This window comes from Bacteroidota bacterium, from assembly GCA_013696965.1.
Classification (GTDB): Bacteria; Bacteroidota; Bacteroidia; order JACCXN01; family JACCXN01; genus JACCXN01.
In genome coordinates this window covers 1-2,275 of sequence record JACCXN010000101.1, presented here as the reverse complement: position 1 = coordinate 2,275, position 2,275 = coordinate 1, and the positions used below count along the sequence as shown (strand labels likewise).

The following is a 2,275-nucleotide window of genomic DNA, read 5'->3' as shown; positions in this document are numbered from 1 at the left end:
TCTTGGTAGCGTATTTTCGCATTCCCTCTCTTCGTCCGCAGGCTGTTGCGAAAAGCCCCAGAAACGGCCTTGCCGCTCAGCACTCGGCCGGCGATTACCTGCCTCTCTGGATGGGAAACCGGAAGATGCTCGCGAGCCATCACCCTGGAGAGGGCCCCCCTACCGCCTTCGTTAAGATAGAACATACTGCCAGTCGGGATATGCACGATCCGACCTGCAGCCTCCGGTTGCAAGGTAACTGTATCGAGCACCACCGTGCCGCGTTCATAATTAATTCTCCTTGATGTCAGCCATCTTTCCCCCTCCTCAATGGTTTGCATATCTGCGATTACATGCTGTGGAAGGGCTGTAGCGGGCGTGAAACGGATTTGATCTAGCGTGATTAAGTGCCGTTCATTAAAGAACTTGCCATGATCAGCGATGAAGCGCTGGACGGCTTCCGCGGTGGGCTGCTCAACAGATTTTGCCCAACCTTCCAGCGCGAGCCGGGCGAGTAGCATCTGCTCGGCTCGTCGGCGCTCGGCCTGAAAATGAGGATCACGATCCAGCCCTTGTGCCACGGCTGCGCCGACCAAAATCTGCCGGTCTATCAGCGATTCCAGCACGGCTCGCCTCGCAGCTTCGCTCTCACTTGAAACTCCAAGCATGCGGGCCTCGGTGGCCAGATCAGTTGTGGTGATCTCGTAGCCATCCACGATTGCAATTACCTGACCCTCAGGGACCGCCTCTAAGCGGTCAGAAAGCAACCAGAACGCCGCACTCCCGGCTACCAACACAAAAAAAACCACAAGCAGTGGTCGCGTGCGCTTGTTAGCAGGCGCCCGATGATCGTTGCGTCTCTTGTTCTTCAGGAATAGCCTTGGAGGATGAGCACCATTTACGACTTCATCACAGTCGGCATCTTCGCGGGGCTCATTCTCCTGTTTCTTCAAAGGTCTCTTGATCCACCTGAAGTTCATGATCCACTCTACCAGTATATGATCGCTGCCCTTGGGTGTGCGATTTCGAACTTTCTCGGCAATGAAGGACGCCATTTTGTCGCAGTGGGCTCCACCATCGCGACACTATCTTATATCTTTCTGGTTCTGAAACCCTTTAGTCGGCAGGGCTGAAGACGATTAACCTGCTAAGGCATGCCTGAGGGGGGCAGGGCTCGACGCTAGTAGAAGACGCGCGAAATCAACCATGGTGAGCACGTCCTTTTCCGCTGTGCCCAACGTTGAGATCCGAACGACCATTCCGTCGGGGATCTGAAGGGCCAACGACGAACGCAAGGCAGCAAACTTCTGCTCTGTAGGGGTGCGTGGAAATAGTTTTCCAATTCGGGTCCAGTAGACGATTTGCTCAGAACGGTCATGACGGCGCGCGATTAACGTGACGGCCGGAACCGCCAAGTTTGCGGCTAGAGGGACGTCAATAGACCGAGCTGCAGTCAGTTCAAAGCCTTGCGCCGAATAGCAAACTTCCGGCCGGTGTACTTCGAGGCGCTCGTCCTGACGGCTCGCGTACGCGATCGCCAGCATCACGAGGGGAAGTCCTGCCCCCCCGTAGGCGCGCGCAAGCTCCTCTTCGTAGAAGCGGGAGGGTTCGCTATCCTGCGGCACGATCATCTCCGGCCCTGCCATTCTGCGCCAGTCACCGATTGTGTCAGGGGTGAGGGATTCTACGTCTAGTGTCTCGCCCACTTCGGACTGGGCAAGCCGAAACCCCTCGGTTAGTGCAACCCCGCCGCCAAGGATTCCCGCGAACAGAAAGCCTCTTCTCGACAAACCAGGGAAGCGCGAGGAATTCATCTTTCGACTCCCATCCATCTGCGGAGAGGAGAGGCTGCCCTGTCGGCCAAAAGCATACCGCCTATAGCGAGCGCGAATAACGTGAGCCCCGCGAAATCGTGAAGAAACCCCTGAGCGACGCTGTTTCCCAAATGGTAGGTAATTAGAATGAGAAGCAGAACTCGGATAAAATTCGCCAATATCGCGACCACAACCATAATCATGAAAAACACGCCGGAGTAAGCTATATGTGCACCGTAAAGCACATAGGCATAGAATAGTCCGATGGCCGAAAGGCTTACTACCGAGTTGAGTCCAGAGCAGGCGTCTTTGACAAGCAACTCGTACTGACCGATGAAGATGCTGAGCCCGGCTTGGCTCATCGGATACCCCAAGCCCTGGAGGGACGAAACGGCCCCATCGGCAAGCATCAGCCTGAGAGGCTGGGTTAATAGATTTGTAACCGCGGATGGCGGCGGAAATGCGAACAGTAGAAACAGGAG

Annotated in this window: 3 protein-coding genes; all 3 read right to left on the bottom strand. The window is 55.7% G+C overall.

The features are described 5' to 3' along the window. A partial coding sequence (locus H0V01_15590) for a hypothetical protein (protein MBA2584794.1) occupies nucleotides 1-1,034 on the bottom strand: 1,034 nt, incomplete at its 3' end. Between the two features lie 84 nt (nucleotides 1,035-1,118). Continuing rightward, on the bottom strand, nucleotides 1,119-1,793 hold the full coding sequence (gene epsI, locus H0V01_15585) for an EpsI family protein (GenBank protein ID MBA2584793.1): 675 nt from the start codon (nucleotides 1,791-1,793) through the stop codon (nucleotides 1,119-1,121). Beyond that, the coding region (locus H0V01_15580) for an archaeosortase/exosortase family protein (protein MBA2584792.1) at nucleotides 1,790-2,275 on the bottom strand (486 nt) is incomplete at its 5' end. The genes H0V01_15580 and epsI, both read right to left, overlap by 4 nt.

What these genes read in the sequence shown, in the direction of transcription:
- epsI (MBA2584793.1), bottom strand. Translation starts at nt 1,793, where the DNA reads ATGAATTCCTCGCGCTTCCCTGGTTTGTCGAGAAGAGGCTTTCTGTTC.